This window comes from Rhabdobacter roseus (assembly GCF_014202275.1).
GTDB classification, from domain to species: Bacteria; Bacteroidota; Bacteroidia; order Cytophagales; family Spirosomataceae; genus Rhabdobacter; species Rhabdobacter roseus.
Genome location: NZ_JACHGF010000006.1, coordinates 42,486 through 61,014, shown reverse-complemented (window position 1 = coordinate 61,014; position 18,529 = coordinate 42,486). Strand labels below are relative to the sequence as shown.

Genomic DNA, 18,529 nt, shown 5'->3' with positions numbered 1-18,529 from the left:
AATCGGTATTTTATGGACATGGGGCGGCGGGGGTTAGCCAGAGGGCACTTTGCTATGGCGGGGTACTTTAAAATAAGCTCTAAACTACCCTCTGCCCAATCCCCTCTGCCCTCTGCTACTCACTCCTTAAACTCTTCACCGGGTTCATCTGCGCGGCTATGATGGCCTGGGAGCTTACCGTCAGCAGGGCGATCACAACGGCCAAGGTTCCTGCCAGGGCAAATACCCACCACGCCAGATGGACACGACGTGCGACTGCATCTCACCAAACTTATCCAGATCTCGCACCCGGTAGAGTCGGTCGGCCGTTGCGTGGTAGCGATCGAAGCCGTACTCAAAACGCACAATCCAAAAGAGCACAATGGCCACGCCCAGCCCCAGCGTAAGGCCCACCAGGTTAATCACCGAATAGCTCCGGTTGCGTACCAAACTACGCCGGGCGGTTTTGAGATAATTTCGGATCATGATCGCCGCAGAAAAGGAGGTATTGGGGAGAAAGTAAAAATGCCTGTGGGTTTTTACAAGAAAAAACCATACCCATTTCGATAATACACTCATAATCAGATATATAATAAAAATGAAGGTTGGTGTTTTTGTCCGAAATCGAACAGAAGCGTACTGAAATGAACAGACGGACAGAGGCCCGTTGGGGCCAATTTTTGGATTGGAGCTGCCTGGTAATCCCTCGGTAAGCGGAGCGATTCTCCTAGTACCGTTGGCTCAATGGGTGTAAAGGGTTATGGACAAGTACAGGGCAATTGAGGAAATTTGATGGTATAAATCGGGACGCCTATATAAAATAAAGTATGAAAAACCGCATACTATATCGACTCGCACCGGCTTATCTGTAATGCTTGTGCAGCCATGGTTTTGCCCCAAGCCATCCGCCACTTAATCTCTGAACTTTATACCTTTTCAAAGAATTCGATATGGGGATGATTCTGAACACAGCTGGTAACTTGAAAACGACCCTAGTCAGAGGCAGGCAGGGCCCGCCGGAAACCTCTTCGTCCTGAAAACGGTGGTAAAAACATCATGCATTCCGGAAAAGCATTTTAAGACTAGTCCCGAAGACAAAAATGGTATGACATGCTGGTAAAAGGCAGAGTACATGACCTGGCAAATCAACGACACCAGTATACCGTAGACAGTTGAAAAAAACGACAAAAACTACCCTCCGGCATACTGATAGAATTCAGACGCGACGAAGCCAGCGACGAGGCTATGTACAAATGTCACATTGATAAATAAACAACAACCAAATGATTACGATTCGGCATCTCTACGTGTTTTCTAGCCTGGTAGCGAGTTTGGGAGCAACACAAGCCCAGCCCTTAATCACTCGCAATACCGTAAATCAATCTACTGACCTGGCAACAACCGGGAAGGCTCCGGAGATAGCCAAAATCAGTGAGTCTCCTGTGTATCTAAAGGTGTATGGTTTCTACGGTATTCTTACACCGGGTTCTCAAATCACCTCTAGCTTCACCTCCAATTCAGCGGGTACTTCTACGGCATTCAAAACGAATAATAAGGGTTTGGGAGCCGGGCCACGGGCAGGTGTAGGAATTGGCTTGATTGTAAGTGACTTCATTAACCTAGGCATTGATGCTGATATGCTTTTTGGCGCCGCTATAAAGACCGATAATGCGTATAGAGGCAGTAATTATATCTACACCAACACCAGCACAACAACACTCCGGGTATTGTCTTTTACTCCCAATATTACCTTCAAAGCGTTGTCCCGACCGGCTTACTATATCTACAACCGCCTGGGTGTCGTGGTGGGGACAGTACTTGATTATAAAATCGTAGAAAACAGTGAAAATGTACCTAATGCGGGGATCATCACTCTTGGTGAATCCATAACCGAGTACACCAAGAACAGCCTGGCTGTCGGTTACCAGGCTGCTTTGGGTATTCAATTTCGGTTGAGCGAGAACCTGCGGGGCTTTGCGGAGATCGTTGCCTATAACCAGTCCTTCAAGCCCAGAGAACTCCTCGGTACTTCAATCCACACCAGCAACGGGGCGCTGGTAAATGATTATACCTATATCACGGAATATAAAGACCAGGGCGAGTACCTGAGCTCCATTAGGGACGGGGTGGATGTCAACCAGGCAGCCAGCTATAACGTAGCCATGAACAGTATAGGAATAGGCGTAGGTATATTATTTCGATTCTAACGACGATCGCTATGATCCATCCCTACTACGCTTTGCCGCTTCGTTTGGATGACGTTCTGCGTCACAAACCTCACCCGACCTGCTCGCTACCGCAGTCGATTGCCCAAAATCTTTATTTGATGCTCACGACCCACTTCGCCGAGTCGAGGTTTGATGAAACATTTGGGTGTAGCTTATGGGATGAGGATTTTGTGACCCAGTCAACCAGCCGCTGGAAAGAAGACATCCGGCAATCCATTGAAACATCGGTACTTGAACACGAAAAGCGACTGACGCAGGTTCGAATACGGGTTGAACTCACGGACCAGGAAATAGAGCTAAGCCAGACAAATCGCCGGGTTAAACGGCGGCTAACGATCTGGATTGATGGTTTGCTGACTCGGACTAACGAACGCTTTTCGTTCCAGCGCAGCTTGTTTTTAGCTCCTTTATCAACCGAATAAATTATGGCCGCTACAACACTTCTTACAGAAAGCTTCGCCCGTGAGCGCGTTAAAACCCGGATGCTGCGCCGGGCGGCCGATTTGTGGGGGTATACAGAAACGGACCTTGACAGTTTCGATCCGCTGGTGGCATTATTGATCGAAGCTTGTGCGGTGGAGTTCGAGCGAGTAGCCGTCGAAATTGGGAATACCCAAAGTCGGCTCCTCGCTCGACTGGCCCAGGTTCTACACCCTGAACCTGATGTAGCCCGGCCCGCTTTTGGCATTGCACAGGTTCGCCCGGTTGAATCAAGCACAAACGTCCCTCCAACCCTACAATTGTATTATAAACGCGGTGGAAATACTCGCTCCGATTCGAGCAGTACCACATTGGCTAAGGACATGTACTTTTCACCCGTTGGTACGTATTCGGTAGTGAATGGGGCCGTCCGGTATATCGCCACGCCCGAAACCCTCTTTCGGGTAGATGAGGCTAACCAGAAAACGCCTATTGCTCAGCGTCAGGCCCTACCGGTAGCCGCGCCTTACCAATCCCTATGGTTGGGCCTGGAAGTAGACGATAGTATTGCATCTCTTGAGGGCATTACCTTCTTTTTCGACTGGTCGACCGAAGCCGACCGGACTTCCTTCCAACCCCTGCTGGCTCTGAGTCCGTGGCACTTGGGCGGCAAGAACCTCACGGTACGGGCGGGCCTAGCCGACAACAGCACTATCACGGGGTCGGGTTCGCCTTTGGAAAAAGAATTTAATTTGATTTACAAGGTCGAAAAACAGATCTTATCGGCATCCGAACGACATTTTGTTACAATACAAGCCGCGCCCGCGTTTCAAACGGTGGGTTTGCAACGCCAGACGTATCCACCCTCCGTTGAACAATGGTTTGGTGAACGAAACCTGCGAACACTCCGTGAGCCCCTTTGGTGGGTCGAGGTACAACTACCGCATACCATTAATCCGCAGGCACTGGCGGGCGTATTTAGCGGGATAAATTGCTTTCCGGTCGTGAATCGGCGGCTCCATCGGCTTACTTACCGTCTTCAGCAAAATCTTAATATAATCCCGCTCGAAACAGATCGGTGCTTTTTAGCCGTGCGGGAGGTCAGAACCAGCCAGAACCGGGAACTAACCTCCCTGCCGCTCGCCAGTCTGCCTGATCTGGATGCCGACACGTATACCATACAATATGGCGTTAGCCGCTTCGACGACCGCGATGCCCGTCAAGCCCTAACCAATCTTTTGGATTTGCTCTACGATGAGAGCGCCTCCTTTGCCGCGCTAGGCGAAGATTTCCTCGCTTCGGTGATTCGGGAACTTAATCAGGCACTGGCCCGGCTCGAAGCAAAGGTGGCTCAGAAAACCCAAAAGCGGGACGCCATTCCTTACCTGGTTATCAAGCCAAAGCAGCCCGGTGAAACCGTGTTTATCGAGTACTGGACCTGCGATGGTGAAGACGCGAATCGATTACCGGTTGGTGGGCGGCTAAGTCCCTATGCCGATACGACGCTTCGGAAAGATTCCGGTTTTTTAATGACTGCTACCAGCGGAGGGCGTGAACGGCCCAAAGTGCCGGAGAAAATTACGCGCTACAAACAGGCCTTATTGAGCCGCAGCCGGATCGTCACCCTTGAAGATGTACGCGCCGCTTGTCAGGCCGAATTAGGAGCGCACCTCCACACCGTGACGGTGGAACGAGCCTTCCGTATAGATCCGACACCAACAAATGGCTTTCAGCGGTGCATACGGGTGACGCTACTCCCATCCGCAACGAGCCCTTATAGCCCGAATGACTGGGAGCAACAGATCCGGCTCTTGCAACTGAATTTGGAGGCTCAGTCGGTGTCGTCTTTGCCTTTTGAGGTTGTTCTCCTGTCTCACTAACGCTGCTTGTCCTCATGGAACCCATAACCTACTACGCTGAACGCCTGAATCACCTGCCGGTTGACCTGAGAGCCGAGGTTGTGCTAGCCGATATGCTCGAAGAGGGAATCTTGCTCGATGACTTGATTCTGAATCCGGTCGGAGCATTTGGACGGGCCTCCGGACGGGACATCCACCGGGCGGAGTGGACAGAGTTGCCGCATAGCGTCAAGAAATGGTTAAAAATTGATTTGAATCGCAACGGTCTCTATGATTTATTGCCCGAGGGATTATTTCATCAGCCTACCAACGGTGGTACAGCGACCTCAAAGGAAGCTATACTGCTCGAAATGAAGATTCAGCACCAGCGAGAGCAAGCAGCCCGGCGTTTTTTCTTACCTATTGAGCAGGAGTTTTTCAGACAACGCATTCGGATCGAACAAGAAGAACGAACCTTGCCCTTCACTAGAGAGTCGGTATCGTCAGACGATTTTCTTGGCCAATTCTGGAACTTACCGGATTTCCTGACGCCTAGTCAGACCAAGCGGCTGTTGTATCTACTGCCGATCATGCATCGAATAGCGGGTAATCTTACCGCTATGGCTGACTGTTTTGAGCAATTGATCGAAGAACGTGTGAGTCTGCAAATGGCCCCTCCAGGACATAATCCAAGGCAGGTCGCCCCCCCCAAACCTCATCTGGCTCTACTCGGTCAATGGCAACTGGGCAATAATTCGGTGTTTGACGGCTGGCTCCGCGACGAAGAGCCTCTGTTGCAAATTACAGTGCATATCGACCGACAGGAACGGGTTGGAACTTACCTGCCGGGCAATAACGGTCAACGGCTGGTCGAGTGGCTGTCTGACTACCTGGTTCCGCTGGATGCGGGCGTCAACATTGAACTGGATACATCATCGCTCGAAAACACGTTCCTGCTCGCTAGCGACGACCATTGTGGCCGTCTTGATTTTACAACTTGTCTATAACTTATTTTCTAGTACGCTATGCTGGTTCCTGAACTTACCTACCCGCCCGTTAATTGGATTGATGGCATGAAGATCGCCCGTCGGCATTTTACCGAATGGGAAAACTTTATGCATGACCAGTTGCGCGACAGCAACGCCTTGGGGCTATCCAGGTTCAGGTATGGTATTTTGCCCGCGGAGGATGCGCTGGACGTGCAGATTCAATGCGACTTTAACCAGCAGATACAGGTACAGCTTAGAAGTTGCCGGGCCATTAGCCCACACGGAGGCCGGATTGACTACCACAATCCTACGGACTCGCTTAGCTGTACTACCTCCTTTGCCAAGCTGGCTGAAACGTACAGTTTACAGATCGATAAACCTCAGAATTTTGACGTATTATTAACCGTAGACCCTTTCACTCGTGTCCCAATCGGCGAGCCACTTCTTACCGAAACCCCTCCACGTCACCCTCATACCCGGCCCAATTACCAGCTGAATGTAGTACCATCGGCACAAGTACGCCCCGCCGAGCACAGTTATCAATTGATTATTGGCCGAGTGCGCTATGGCAATGGAACGGTACAACAGGATACAAATTACCTGCCTGCCTGTACGACTGTTCATAGCCTGCCCCGGCTTCGGCAGTGGTACCAGCAGTTTGGCAAACACCTCGAATCGCTGGAAACCAATGCGTACAAAATTTTGCAAAAGGGCAAGAATCGAGATCCCAAAAATACCCTCCAGAACAGTACCTTTCTGATGGCCGAGCGGCTGGTCTTTCTACTGGCTGATATTAGTACACGCTTTAGCTGGGTAATTCCGTATGAACCCCCTATTCAACTGGCTGAGCTACTTATGCGGCCAGTACAAAGCATACGGGTGATCCTGAACATATTAAGTGGCCCCGAGCGCGAAGAGTTTGTTAGCTACATCAGTGAATGGGCTGACCTGACGCCCGGCGCGCTGGAAGTACAAATCAATGCCACCCTACAGCTACCTTACGAACACACTGAATTAACCGCGCTGTTGACGGAGATAGACACCTTTTACCAAACGCTAACAAATCTGCTTTATAAACTTGCCCAACTCGATTTCATTGGTAAGCGAAAGGGCCAAAACGTCTTTATTATTGAGCATGAAGTGAAAGAAAATCCTCCTGAAAAACCACGTTCGCGTTGGAGCCCACTAGGGTGAGAAATAAAGTGATGAACCAGGCCATAAAAAGATAAAAACTGCCCATAACCCCCTGTACTAGCTGATTTTAAAATTACGCGATCATTTATAATTCGTCCTTTTTTTAGACCCATGGAACCTCTTAATAAATCCCAACGACAGCAGGCTTTGAGCCGATTCCTAGGTATTTATTGCCTTTCACTCAGTGTACCGCTACTGGCTATGTACTTATTGTTCAGCGCGCCCAATTACGTGCTGAGGCAGGAAAATACCCGGCTCAACGAAACCTTGACGGAACAAAGCCAAAAATTGGTAAAGCGCATGAATGGGTTAACGGCTGATCTTAAAACCCTCCAGACGACCGACCAGGCCTACCTGAAAGCTACTGACATTGAAAAGGGAAGCTTAAAAAATCAACTCTCAGGTCTGGAAAACGGTCTTCAGCAACAGGTCAATGGTCTTAAGGCCGACACCTCGCAGCTACAGCCTCTCAACAAACAACTCTCGCATGACATCATTGGGGCTTATGATGCCGTGCTTACCTACCGAAACAGCATCAGCTACCTGCGCGACTTACTAGAAAAGAAAGGAATTGATGCGAATCAGGCAGATAAACTAAATGCGGCCCTTATTCAGGCTCGCCAAGAAAACGAAATGCTGAAAATACTGGCAACCAAAACAGCACCGTCGGCTCCTGCTCCATCAGGCGGTGGTGGAGGGACTACCTATTTGGCACAATATCAGGACTGCTCCGATAAACTGACAGCCGCTCAATCCCGAATTAGTCAGCTTCAGGAGCAACTTAAAGTTGCGGGCAATACGAGTTCACCAGCCCCCGTTCCGGCCTCCGGCCTATCGCGTGCCGATATAGAAATGGAGTTGGTTGACCGATGCGAGAAAAAAGCCGATGCCACTAATCGCCCGCCCCTTTGGCGGCGACCGCTCTATGAATTTGCGCTGGAAACGCTTGAGAAAAATGCTCGTCCTGATGCCAAGCAACGGATGACTACGATTACTAACAAGTTACGCCGATTAGGCTCCGACTGATTCTTAAACCCTGTGATCATGGCTTACACAGAAGGCGTTAAACGAGCTATACAAATTGCTCAGACTCTCTCCAAGGAATACCAGAACGAACTATTTGCTCCGGCCCACTTGCTCACGGGTTTGTTGCACAACGAGGTCGGCCTGGCTTCCTGGCTGGCCGTAATCGGCCAGGACGTTCCGTACCTGCGTGAATGGGCCGAGGTACGCCTGGAAGCCAGCCCAAAATCAAGCCGCCTGTCGACCAACCCACCCGGTGATGAACAGGTCAAAACGGTCATGGAACTGGCTGATCTGGTAGCCATGCAACTAGGAAAACCCCAAACGGATCCTGTCTGTGTGTTATCAGCCTTGCTTAAGCCTGGCGTGGGTTTTACAGCCGAACAACTGCGAAGCCTCCCCCTGACGCAAACCGAACTGATGCAGGCGGCCTTGGCTGATGTGGATGTCGAATCGGCCGTTGCTCCTGTCTCTGCGGAAAAACGGCCTACCAGCTCAACGGGCACCCCCGGACAAGCTCTGCTGCGCTATTGTATTGACAAAACAACGCTGGCTATCGAAGGCCGCCTGGACCCCATTTTAGGGCGCGACCGCGAAGTACGGATGATGACCGAAACCCTGGGCCGACGCACCAAACCCAACGTCATTTTAGTGGGAGAGCCAGGTGTTGGCAAAACGGCGCTGGCCGACGGTTTTGCGCTGAATATTGTAGCCGGTTATGTACCCAGTCATCTGCAAAACGCCCGACTCCTCGAGCTCGACCTAGGCGCACTGGTCGCTGGAGCGTCGTATAAAGGCGAGGTTGAAGACCGCCTGAAAAGTATCCTGAAAGAATTAAAACAGGACACCAAAATCATTTTGTTTATTGACGAAATCCACCAACTTCTGGATAGTAGAGGGCCGTTGGGTACTGGTATTGCCAATCTGCTCAAACCTGAACTAGCCAAAGGAAATCTTACCGTTATTGGGGCCACTACCCTCGACGAATACCGTAAATACATCGAAACGGACGAAGCGTTCAGTCGCCGGTTTGATATATTGCGGGTAGAAGAGCCGGATGTTGACACGGCCATCAGGATGGTGCAACGCTTAGTGCCGTTCTACGAAAAACACCACCAGCTCAGCGTTGGAAGTGATGCCGTTGCGGAAGCCGTAGTGCTTGCCAAACGTTACAGCCGCAATCGGCGGCTGCCCGACTCCGCCATTGACCTACTTGACCGAACCCTATCAGCCGTACGGATGATTAGCGAACGAACCCCCGCCGAGGTGGCTCAACTCACTGAGCAACTCGACCAGCTAATGATCCTGTTTGATGATACCCCTAACGAAGCGGATTCTCTGCGTGATTTGCGCTACCTGCATCAAGAATTAGAAAATAAAATCAGCCCCATTCTGCTGGCAAATCTCGCCGCTGATACAGCACCTGGTGATGCGTCAGCGAACAATCCATTTGAATCGATACTGGCTTTAAACGACCACATTCGTCAGACGCTGAACCGATTGTCGGACCTCACGGCTACCGCCAAAACAAACGTAGACCGTCACGACGTAGCCGCCGTGATTTCCCACAAAACCGGAATTCCTCTCGGTAAAATACAAAGTCAGGAGCGTGACAAACTATTGACTATGGACGAGACGCTAAAACAGCGCGTAATTGGTCAGGATCATGCCGTTAAGGCGATAGTCGATGCTATTTTGGAAGCTCGTTCTGGCCTGACGAAAGCGGGACAACCCATTGGTTCATTCTTCTTACTGGGTCCAACCGGCACCGGCAAAACCGAATTGGCCAAGTCACTGGCTGATTTTCTGTTCAACGACGAGTCGTTTCTGATTCGATTCGATATGTCGGAGTTTAAGGAAGAACATTCGGCGGCGCTGCTATACGGGGCTCCTCCCGGTTATGTGGGCTACGAAGAAGGTGGCTTGCTGGTGAACAAAATCCGGGAAAAACCGTACGCCGTCGTGTTGTTTGATGAGATTGAAAAAGCGCATCCGTCGGTATTCGATATCTTCCTACAGATACTTGATGAGGGCCGCCTGCATGACCGTTTGGGCAAAGAGGGCGATTTTTCGGATGCGGTTGTCCTTTTTACCTCAAACATTGGCAGTCAGTTAGTCATTCAACGGTTCAGTGAGGGACAAATTCCCACCACGGCGGAACTGATGGAGTCGATGAGTCGTCATTTCCGGCCGGAGTTTTTGGCCCGCCTGACCGAGATTGTGCCCTTTGCTCCTATTTCGGAGGAGAACGCCGTTCGGATTTTCGACCTGCATCTGCGTGGACTAACTAGTCAATTGACGAAACAGGGCATTACGCTTGTTCTAGCCCCTGAAACCCGACGACACCTGGCGCTGTCGGGCTTTACCCCCCAGTACGGAGCCCGGCAATTGAAGGGTGTTATCCGAAATCAATTGCGTCGCCCCATTTCACGGATGATTGTGGCTGGCGACCTAACGAAGGGCGCTACCGTTCATGTAGCATGGGAGGCCGGTGAGTTAAGATGGACCCTTACGTCCGAAGATACGATTGTACCACAGTCCGTTGAGCAACCAATCAGCGCTCCAACCCTAACTACCTAAGCCATGTCTCAGCCAGCCGCCCGATTGATGGATATGCACGTTTGCCCAATGGTTACCCCCGCCGTTGTACCCATCCCGCACGTTGGCGGGCCCATTATGGGGCCGGGTATACCAACCGTACTCATTGGTGGGCAACCAGCCGCTACTATGGGCGATATGTGTACGTGCGTTGGTCCGCCCGATGTCATCACTAAAGGATCGGCTACGGTATTGATCGGTGGCAAACCAGCCGCTCGGATGGGCGACCTGACCGCCCACGGGGGCAGTATCGTAGTAGGCTACCCTACTGTTCTGATTGGCGGCTAAACAAGCCTAAAGCACTGATTTATAAATCACTTAACCAATTAAACGACTATGTTTGACTACGGAATTGGTGGACAGGAGCGAAAGCTCAACGTCAGCGAGAGCATCGTTGATATACCCCAGAACAAAACACTGCTGATCGAGAAACTAACGGCTGATCCCCCCATCCGTCCTCAGGTAGTGGAAGGACTCAAAACGGTGGGTGAGGTATTCGCCTATTTCCAGCCCGAGCAAGAGGTCGAGTTCGACACTGAGGAGGGCAGTTCGATTAGCGAAACACTGCGGTTTAGCTCGCTTGCTGACTTCAGTAAGAAGGGCATCATTGCCCAGAGTCAGTATCTCCAGGAGTTGAACATGACGTTTGAAGATTTCCAGCGGTATGTGCGGCAGCTCAAATCAAACAAAATCCTGAAAACGATGCTCGAAAACCCCGACGGGAAAGCAGCCTATGTGGCAGCGATTCAAGCTATGATTCGTGAACTGGAAGAGGCTCAATAACCTACTCCCTAACCCTTGAACAACTTTATGGAAGCACAGGACAAATCATTAAAAGTAAGCGAAAAAACGGCAGAAGCAGCGCCTTCGCTGGATGATAGCTGCACCAGATTGGCTAAATACGGTGGCTTTGGTATTCTGGAAACCACCTTAGAAGGGGTTCAGAACCTAAACCCGGAAAAAAAGGCCCGAAAAAAAATATTTCTGACTGAACAGGCCAAAGCGAATGAGCGTACGGAACTGAGCAAAAGGCTGCATCTGGTGCTCGATTTACTAAACAGTTCGGAGTCCGTAACCGATTTAGTCCAAACGGCACAATCCAAAGCCGAAACCGCTCAGACACTGCTAAGCGAAAACCTGCGCCGGGCGTTCGAAGCAAACCGGGGCTTGGAGCAATCATACCGCTCAGTGGCCAGTTTCTACGCCAACACCGATCAGGATAAGGTCAAGAATGTCAACATCATGAACGCCGAGCCGGAACAGCTTACTGATCTCGATAATACTACGTTTATCGATGCTGTAGCCGAAGAATTCGCCAGCAACTACGACCGACTCGACCTGCGCGACAGTTACTCCCTGCTGGTGCTGCCCGGCTATTTAGGCGCTAAAAAAGTGGTGGATAAATGGGCCCAAATTGCGCATAAGAACAAAGTGATGATGGTGACGGACTTTCAGCACTTAGATGCTCCCGAAGACGTGATCGACCTCTTTGAGTCAGCCGACCTGACGGGTGGTGATCCCTACCTCTCAAATGTGATGATGACCTGCAACTGGCTGACGGGCCGCGGGCGGCATCAGGACGTTGGTGAGGAAGATGACCTCTACGTGCCCGGTTCGAGCGCGCTGGCCGGTAAGGTTTATGGTACGCTGATGTCGCAGGTGACCGCCGGGCGCAAGCACGGTGCCCTCAACGAGGCAGATGGCGTCCGGTTTCCGCTGAAAAAAAGTGAAATCTCGACACTGGAAAAAATGGGACTAATTCCGATGGTCAATGAATACGGCAAGGTGATGCCTTTTTCGGCTAAAACCCTATTCAACGGCGACAACATTGGGTTACAGACCTACTCGGTAGTGCGGGTCTTTGACTACATCACTAAGGTACTTATTGACTTTCTCAACCGCCGGGCGTTCGAGAACTTCAATACCAATACCCGCATGGACATTCAAAAGCAGATTGTCAAATTTCTGGATAGCGTGACCGGACCGGGTAAACTCATCGAAAAATTCAAGCTCATGCGCTTCGAACAGGACCCCAAGAAGAAAGACCGGATTTTACTCGATATCCACATGATCCCGTATTTCCCGGCCAAGACATTTCTGATCAAACTCGACGGGCAGAAAGGCGAGGACCCCGATTCGGCAGAATGGAAAGCAGATTATGACCAGCAATAGCTTTTCTGATAGCTCATTATCTACATTTTAATTCTTAAACCTTTGTAAACATGGCTTCATTTAGAGCAGACCTGGAAGTTGACGGGGTGATACATCCCCTGAGTCGGCTGCATTTTTACAGCAGCAGAAAACGTGATCCCAAAGGCCGCCCCTCTTCGAAAAGCTCCTGGATAGTGGTCGCAGCTATCGATGTGGAAGAAGACAGTACTATAACGGGCTGGATGGTCGATAAAAACGGTGTAAAGGATGCGACAATTACCTATTATAATTCCGATGACGATAGCGTTTTGAAGACATGGACGCTCAAAAAAGCCATGTGTTACTCCATGACGGAAAAATTTATTGCTGATGCCGAATTCATGTCAACAACCTTACTGATTACGGGTGAGGAGATTTCAAACGGCAATGCAACCCTTAAATACGACGCTTAGTTAAAATTCTTTCTAAACCAACTTGATGCCATGGCAAACAAGGCAACCTTATCCATTGCCGGAGAAGAATTCTCCGTGCTTGAATTTTCGCTCAGTCTCAAGCAGAAATATAACGCGCAGGGGAAACCCGCATCTGGCGTCTATCTGGGCGATTTTTACCTAATCCTCAATGCAGGCAGTGATTTTTTCTTTGAGTGGCAAACGGAGCATACCCGCATGGAAAGTGGCAAAATTACGACCTACCGGACAGATCAGGATTCCAAGTTTATCGAGTATGCTTTCGAGCAGGGTTTTATTACCAGTATCTTGGAAAGTTTCTACGCCGATGAAGGATTGGCTAATACCTTTAATCAAATAGGCACTACTGAAGATGTCAGCAGTGTCATGTTTGAGTATGGTATGAATGTTTTGAATGACGCCAAAGACCCGGAGGTGACTGTGCTCAAGGCTCAGAGAAATATGGTACGGGATTTTCAGAAACGAACGGGGATTGCCTACTGCATGTTCATTTCCCTTTCCAGTGAGAAACTTAAAATACGGGATATCGACCATGATAATATGTGGTCATAACCCCCGGTGGGTCTGGGCAACATTTTTCCTGGAATCCGAACGTAGTATAATTACTAATTGTCATTGACTCATGGCTTTTGAAGCGACTCTAAACATAGATGGAACAGACTACAACATCAACTGGATGTTGCTGCGCGTAGTTCGTGATGAAAACCAACGGGGTGAGCCTGCCTCTCGCCCCAATTGGGGCGTTGTGGTGAGTTTGGATGCGTTGGACGACGCCGCCATTAAGAACTGGATGCTTGACCCTAACATGCAGAAAGATGGAAAAATTACCCTAAACCGTATTGACGAGGATGCTACTTTTAAGGAAATTGAATTCAAAAAGGCTCACTGTGTCTTGTATAAAGATGAGTTTTTTGCGGATGTCGATTACCTCACTACGATCATTAATATCATAGGCGCAGAAGTTACGTTCAACAAAGGCACACTCAGTGTTTAATAACTTGTTTCAGTATGTCATTCAAGGCAACCCTAACCATAGAAGGTAAAACGTTCGATGTGCTACAGTGCACGCACACGCTATCGCAAAAATACGAGCGGGGTCGGCCCGTGTCTGGTATACGTGGCGGCGTCATTATTCTGATTTTGGGGAGTACGGATGACGACTTATTAGGCGACTGGGCAACGGGACCCACGGCCAAAAAAAACGGCGAAATTGTCTTTGATCGTATTGATCAGCGCTCTGTCCTACAGAAGCTCGAATTCCAGGATGCCTATGCGACCTTTTACTTCGAGTTTATGTCGTCTTATAACCTCACGAACACAGACGCCGTTTTTGAGGCTCTCGCCGAAACATTAAGTACCGACATTGTAAAGGAAAATCTCTTTTTAGAGAGAGTAATGAACAACACAAAAACCATCATACGCTTTGCGGAGCGCACCCGCGTCAGTAATTGCATTCTCATACGACTATCGGCGGCAAAAATTAAACTCGACGGTATTGACCATCAAAACACCTGATCCATGGCCAAGCAGGTCATAACCCACGTAGAACTGGAAGGCGGCAAGGAACTGAAAAACGTTTTGCTCCTGTCCATTGAACAAGACTTGTTCGGTCATCATCAGTTTGAACTCTCGGTACCGTTCGAGGAGCTGGAAGACACCAACGAACTGTTTTTTCACGAGTCACACCGCCATGTGGTTGGCAAAACCATCCAGTTTTCGTTTGAGCCCCTGCTTGAAAAAGGCTCTTTCGATTTCCATTTCAAGGGTATCGTTACCGAACTAGCCCTGAAAAATACCAGTGACACTTCCAATGTCTTTTTCCTAAAGGGGTATGGCCTTACCATTCTATTGGAAGACAGTCGACTACGTCGGACGTTTCTGCAAAGTAGTCTGGCCGATATAGTCGATCAGGTGCTGAGTCCTTATGCGAGTAATTTACTAAAGAGATCAGTCAAACCAAAGCATACCGGCTCACTGAAGTACGTTGTGCAGTACGACGAAACCAACTTCGAGTTTCTGGCGCGGCTGGCCGCTGAATATGGCGAATGGTGCTTCTACGACGGCCAGCAGTTGGTGTTCGGCAAACCTGACGGCCAATCCGTTGATTTCAAAGTTGACGGTATGCAAACCTTTGTCATGAGTTTGCGGCTAAAACCTGCCAAATTTCTTTACAGTCGGTATAACTACCTAGTCGACCAGACCTACGAAAGTCACTCGAAAAACCAGCCGCTAAGCGGCTTAGGGCAGTGGGGGGATTTTACCTTAGAGGAGTCGGAAAAAATGTTCAGTGAGGAATCTCAGTTACCTCTATCCAAACCCGTGTACAACCAAAGCGAAATGGATGAGATTACCAAAACCCACAAAGCCACCGAAGCTAGTCGACTCGTTGACTTTCAAGGCTTTGGCGAAAACCCCGATATTTCGGTCGGTACCGTTATTTCCGTAAAAGGTACTCGCATTACCGAAGGTGGTACTTCCGAAGAAAACTTCGGAAGCTACCGGGTTACGCACATCACACATTCGTTAGACAGCAGTGGAAATTATTCCAATACCTTCCGTGCCGTACCTAATTCGGTCAGTTACCCACCCCCAAATCCGTCGTTTCGCTTACCCATTGGACAGCCAGAACTGGCCAGAGTCATTGATAACGAAGACCCCGACCAATTAGGTCGCGTAAAAGTAGAATTCATGTGGCCCGGTACCAGTAAAGACTCCGACTGGCTACGAGTAGCCCATCCTTATAGCGCCGAAGGCCAGGGGATGCTGTTTGTGCCGGAGATAAATGCTCAGGTTATGGTTGCCTATGAGTCAAATCTGGCCGAATACCCGTTTGTACTGACGAGTTTATATCCTAAAAAAGACGGTGTAAGCTATACCCAGCGCAACAACCTGCAAAAGTATATTCAAACCAAAGGCGGCAACCAGATTAGTCTGTACGATAAAGACGGTGAGCAAAAAATAGAACTGACCAACACCAACAAAACGGATACCCACGTGCTGCTGTCGTTTGCTGACGACGGTAAAATAACCATCGAAACACAGGGCGATGTTGTCATTTCAGGGAAGGATATTCAGATAACGGCATCAAATGATTTAAAACTTGAGGCCCAAAATAACATAGAACTCAAAGCTTCCAATGCAGTGAAGCTGGAAGGTACTGCCAGCGTCGGGATTAAAGGGGCGAAAATCCAGGCCGCTGCCGACGGTACGGCCACAATTAAGGCCAACGCCCAGCTTTCACTCGAAGGTACTCAAACCTCCATTAAAGGCGACGCGATGGTAGAAGTGAAAGGGGGGCTGATTATGCTGAACTAGGCGTTGAGCTCTTCCACCCGCATGGCGATAATCGTATCGTTATCGTCTACTTGATTTTGGATAAAGTTTAGGGTAGGGTCGAGAAAAATCCGGCGCTGCCACCAGGCCGTTTTTTTCGAAAATACCCACCCAAATGGCTGGCCTCCATCATCGGTATATTGAATGGGACTAGCGGGCGTCCGCTCATTGTAGTCATTAATAAAAACCAGGAAAAGATCACCCAGCGTCATGGCAACGGGCGCTTTGGCCTTAAAGTTAGTAATGTTAGTATCATCGGGCTTCTTTAGAAACTCGAACTGTATCACTAAAATCTTCGACAGATCAAGAAGATCTAAATCCGGCATATCTCCAGCAAGCGGATAGTACCATTTTTGGTAAGTAGCGGAGGGAATAAGTTCGTAGTATCGATAGGCCTGTACGATTAAAAATGGAATTATAAACGGCAGCAAACTGGTTACGAAGGGCCATCGACTGGCCAGGAAACCGGTTTGCTGGTAGAGTATCAAGGTGAATCCCATGGCGAGCAGAAGGATGGCCAGCGTGGTTACCAAACCCCAACCAAACGTTACAAATAGTGCTGGCGCAAACCGACGGCTTAACCACTGGTATACGAACCCTATGCCAAGAGCCAACAGCTGCACCAGAAAATAATACCGTTGAAAATGGATACTGTCAAACGTGCCAGCGAAACCAACCGTGCCCAGCACTAGCCCAACCACAACGACATAGATAAGTCCCCGAGGCCGGTTTTTAGAAAATATTTTGGGCATTAGTAAGAGCGAGTTAGCGGTAGTTGGGGACTAATCTAAGTTTATTAAGGCAATATCTGCGGAAATTTAAGAGAACACGTTAAAAAGTCAACGAGGATTCGACAAAACTTTTCTCCTGCTGTCTTTTTAGTAAAATTAGAGCCGCGTTTATGCACGAAAAACGGTCTCTCCAACCAAGGATAGCAAGGAGCCATGGGAAGAGTGTCCGCTGATTACCATGTGCAAAAAACCGGACATAGGCTGATTACTTATTCAGGGCACGGGCCAGTCAGCGAGGGAGCCTTTACCGACGTTTTTTGAATGCTGTTTGCGTGCGTTATGGCCACCTCTTTTCCCCAACCTCCTAGGTTTTTAAACTGGCCATCGGTCGTCATATCCATGATCGTGCAAAGCGGATCGCCTCCCCCGGCGTTGCCCGGTCCCCATTCCCAAGCCAGCCAACCGATATCCAACCGTTGCGCTTCAGTAAGTATAGCCTCATAATCGACCTGTCCTTTAGGCCCGCAGATACTTTCACCACCCGCATAAGCGCCGTAAGCCGCAAATTCTCCCACGATAAATGGTAAACCGGCATTGACAGCGGCCTCGAATTGTACTTTGATAAATTGTGGCGTGGCCCCGAAAGCGACCGGCCAGTAGGTATGCACCGAAAATAGCAAATTATGATCCGGATCGGCCTGAATCAGCCCCGGACCAACCCGAACGAGCTGTTCGAGGTTTTTACCCCAATCGGCACCATCGATGACCAATGGTGTGCGAATGCCCGCCTGACGAAGCTGCTGAACGGCCTTAAGGTACCCTTGCGTAAACTGGGAATCGGTCACCTGGTCATCGCCACATTCATTGGCAATATTAACCAACAGGTATTTTTGGTGTTTCTGGATCACCTCCACGATATCGGGCCGTTTCCAGAACGCCACCATCGCATCCAGCCTACTCCAGTTGCCCGTTGCATCGTGAACTTCCACCATCGGAATCATTTGCTGCGCTACGCAGGCCGTAATTAGGTTGTCAAGCTCGGCCGCTTTGGTTGGCTGGCCGCTATCTTCCTGAGCTTTCCAGACAATACGCACACAGTTTGCTCCGGTTTGGGCTATTTCAACAAATGAAGTACCCAGCCGGTCCGTCCAGATATTCATTTTATTTACACCTCGTAATGTTACTTTATTGTGGCAGGGATCGTACAGAAATCGGTCTTTTACATAAAAGCCCGGCTTGTCGGATGTTATTGGATCTGTCATCGCTGTATCCGGCTGTTGTTTCTGACAGGAAAATACCGACCACGCTATTATCAGCGGCAAGCCTATCGAAAGTAGTTTGGGGAAAGGATTCATAGTAACAATAAAGGATAACACTGCGTAAAAGGATAACACTGCGTAATTTAGTTTGTTTTACTGACAGCCTACAACGAGTAATGTCTTTTCATGCACTGCCTAAGCCCGAACTACGCTACCTCGGGTCAAAAGCGAAAAAGTTTATGGTTGTAAAAGTCATCCAACTCCATTTGATGAACAATAACCCTTTTCACCCACTGAGGAAACAAAAAAAGGCCTA

The 18,529-nt window shown here is 49.4% G+C and carries 18 protein-coding genes; 15 read left to right on the top strand and 3 right to left on the bottom strand.

From position 1 onward, the window contains the following. Positions 1–192 precede the first annotated feature (192 nt). Positions 193–465 carry a hypothetical protein gene (locus tag HNQ92_RS18325; protein ID WP_184175909.1) on the bottom strand — a complete coding sequence of 91 codons (273 nt, stop codon included), beginning with the start codon at positions 463–465 and terminating at the stop codon, positions 193–195. A gap of 797 nt (positions 466–1,262) precedes the next feature. On the opposite strand from HNQ92_RS18325, the gene HNQ92_RS18320 reads away from it, so the two are divergent. The 15 genes from HNQ92_RS18320 to HNQ92_RS18250 all read left to right on the top strand — a co-directional run bounded on the left by HNQ92_RS18320 (position 1,263) and on the right by HNQ92_RS18250 (position 16,205). Next, positions 1,263–2,186, top strand: coding sequence for a hypothetical protein (locus HNQ92_RS18320; protein ID WP_184175907.1), 924 nt, complete (start codon positions 1,263–1,265; stop codon positions 2,184–2,186). Positions 2,187–2,197: 11 nt separating this feature from the next. Beyond that, positions 2,198–2,629 (top strand): GPW/gp25 family protein, encoded by a 432-nt coding sequence (locus HNQ92_RS18315; protein WP_184175905.1) that lies wholly within the window; start codon positions 2,198–2,200, stop codon positions 2,627–2,629. 369 nt (positions 2,630–2,998) lie between these two features. Beyond that, a complete protein-coding gene (locus tag HNQ92_RS18310) occupies positions 2,999–4,507 on the top strand; it encodes a hypothetical protein (protein WP_246440405.1) in 1,509 nt (502 codons plus the stop codon). Positions 4,508–4,521: 14 nt separating this feature from the next. Beyond that, positions 4,522–5,472 carry a type VI secretion system baseplate subunit TssG gene (locus HNQ92_RS18305; protein ID WP_184175901.1) on the top strand — a complete coding sequence of 317 codons (951 nt, stop codon included), beginning with the start codon at positions 4,522–4,524 and terminating at the stop codon, positions 5,470–5,472. An 18-nt stretch (positions 5,473–5,490) separates the two neighbouring features. Continuing rightward, a complete protein-coding gene (locus tag HNQ92_RS18300) occupies positions 5,491–6,648 on the top strand; it encodes a hypothetical protein (RefSeq protein ID WP_184175899.1) in 1,158 nt (385 codons plus the stop codon). 201 nt (positions 6,649–6,849) lie between these two features. After that, positions 6,850–7,674 carry a hypothetical protein gene (locus tag HNQ92_RS18295; protein WP_246440403.1) on the top strand — a complete coding sequence of 275 codons (825 nt, stop codon included), beginning with the start codon at positions 6,850–6,852 and terminating at the stop codon, positions 7,672–7,674. 18 nt (positions 7,675–7,692) lie between these two features. Beyond that, on the top strand, positions 7,693–10,251 hold the full coding sequence (locus HNQ92_RS18290; RefSeq protein WP_184175895.1) for an ATP-dependent Clp protease ATP-binding subunit: 2,559 nt from the start codon (positions 7,693–7,695) through the stop codon (positions 10,249–10,251). Between the two features lie 3 nt (positions 10,252–10,254). Continuing rightward, a complete protein-coding gene (locus HNQ92_RS18285; protein ID WP_184175893.1) occupies positions 10,255–10,557 on the top strand; it encodes a PAAR domain-containing protein in 303 nt (100 codons plus the stop codon). A gap of 48 nt (positions 10,558–10,605) precedes the next feature. Continuing rightward, the gene (locus HNQ92_RS18280) at positions 10,606–11,052 is read left to right on the top strand and encodes a hypothetical protein (RefSeq protein WP_184175891.1); all 447 of its coding nucleotides are present in this window, start codon (positions 10,606–10,608) and stop codon (positions 11,050–11,052) included. Positions 11,053–11,079: 27 nt separating this feature from the next. Continuing rightward, the gene (locus HNQ92_RS18275) at positions 11,080–12,441 is read left to right on the top strand and encodes a DUF5458 family protein (protein ID WP_184176213.1); all 1,362 of its coding nucleotides are present in this window, start codon (positions 11,080–11,082) and stop codon (positions 12,439–12,441) included. A gap of 50 nt (positions 12,442–12,491) precedes the next feature. After that, positions 12,492–12,872 carry a type VI secretion system tube protein TssD gene (gene tssD, locus HNQ92_RS18270; RefSeq protein ID WP_184175887.1) on the top strand — a complete coding sequence of 127 codons (381 nt, stop codon included), beginning with the start codon at positions 12,492–12,494 and terminating at the stop codon, positions 12,870–12,872. Between the two features lie 30 nt (positions 12,873–12,902). After that, positions 12,903–13,442, top strand: a complete 540-nt coding sequence (gene tssD, locus HNQ92_RS18265) for a type VI secretion system tube protein TssD (RefSeq protein ID WP_184175884.1) — start codon at positions 12,903–12,905, stop codon at positions 13,440–13,442. A gap of 70 nt (positions 13,443–13,512) precedes the next feature. Then, the gene (gene tssD, locus HNQ92_RS18260) at positions 13,513–13,884 is read left to right on the top strand and encodes a type VI secretion system tube protein TssD (RefSeq protein WP_184175881.1); all 372 of its coding nucleotides are present in this window, start codon (positions 13,513–13,515) and stop codon (positions 13,882–13,884) included. Between the two features lie 14 nt (positions 13,885–13,898). Next, complete coding sequence (gene tssD / locus HNQ92_RS18255; RefSeq protein WP_184175879.1) at positions 13,899–14,405, top strand: type VI secretion system tube protein TssD; 507 nt, start codon at positions 13,899–13,901, stop codon at positions 14,403–14,405. Between the two features lie 3 nt (positions 14,406–14,408). Continuing rightward, a complete protein-coding gene (locus HNQ92_RS18250) occupies positions 14,409–16,205 on the top strand; it encodes a type VI secretion system Vgr family protein (protein WP_184175877.1) in 1,797 nt (598 codons plus the stop codon). Here HNQ92_RS18250 and HNQ92_RS18245 read toward each other — a convergent pair. Both HNQ92_RS18245 and HNQ92_RS18240 read right to left on the bottom strand, forming a co-directional pair. Continuing rightward, positions 16,202–16,975, bottom strand: a complete 774-nt coding sequence (locus HNQ92_RS18245) for a TssN family type VI secretion system protein (RefSeq protein WP_184175875.1) — start codon at positions 16,973–16,975, stop codon at positions 16,202–16,204. The two genes, HNQ92_RS18250 and HNQ92_RS18245, sit on opposite strands and share 4 nt — an antisense overlap. A 248-nt stretch (positions 16,976–17,223) precedes the next feature. Next, entirely contained in the window at positions 17,224–18,309 is a 1,086-nt protein-coding gene (locus HNQ92_RS18240; protein WP_184175873.1) for a glycoside hydrolase family 5 protein, read from the bottom strand. Positions 18,310–18,529 lie beyond the last annotated feature (220 nt).